This is a genomic window from Sphingobacterium sp. 1.A.5, from assembly GCF_002734235.1.
In the GTDB taxonomy this organism is placed as follows: domain Bacteria; phylum Bacteroidota; class Bacteroidia; order Sphingobacteriales; family Sphingobacteriaceae; genus Sphingobacterium; species Sphingobacterium daejeonense.
Window position 1 is genome coordinate 1 of record NZ_PEBA01000061.1, and the last position, 634, is coordinate 634.

Genomic DNA, 634 nt, shown 5'->3' on the forward strand with positions numbered 1-634 from the left:
GAAGAAAGTAAACAAGGGCACACGGGGGATGCCTAGGCTCTCAGAGGCGATGAAGGACGTGATAAGCTGCGATAAGCCACGGGGATCGGCAAATGCGACTCGATCCGTGGATTTCCGAATGGGGCAACCCGGCATGCTGAAGGCATGCCATCAAATGAGGCGAACGCGCTGAACTGAAACATCTAAGTAGGCGTAGGAGGAGAAAATAACAATGATTTCCCAAGTAGTGGCGAGCGAACGGGAAAGAGCCCAAACCATGCATGTCACGGCATGCATGGGGTTGTAGGACCACGAGGTTGYACTGTGCTATGAACTGGAAGCAGGTGGGAAACTGCGCGASAAGGGTGAGAGCCCCGTACAGGCAAAGAATACAGGCATAGTGGTATCCTGAGTACCGCGGGACCGGAGAAATCCTGTGGGAATCCGCCAGCACCATCTGGCAAGGCTAAATACTCCTGAGAGACCGATAGTGGACCAGTACCGTGAGGGAAAGGTGAAAAGAACCCCGAACAGGGGAGTGAAAAGAACCTGAAACCGTGTGCTTACAAGCGGTCGGAGCGGAGCGATTCCGTGACGGCGTGCCTTTTGCATAATGAGCCTACGAGTTACTCTTGTCCGGCAAGGTTAATGGCTT

The 634-nt window shown here is 53.6% G+C and carries 1 rRNA gene; it reads left to right on the forward strand.

Going from position 1 to position 634, the window contains the following annotated elements:
• Position 1 precedes the first annotated feature (1 nt).
• Positions 2 to 634: ribosomal RNA gene (locus CRT24_RS16850) — 23S ribosomal RNA — on the forward strand; the annotation flags it as partial.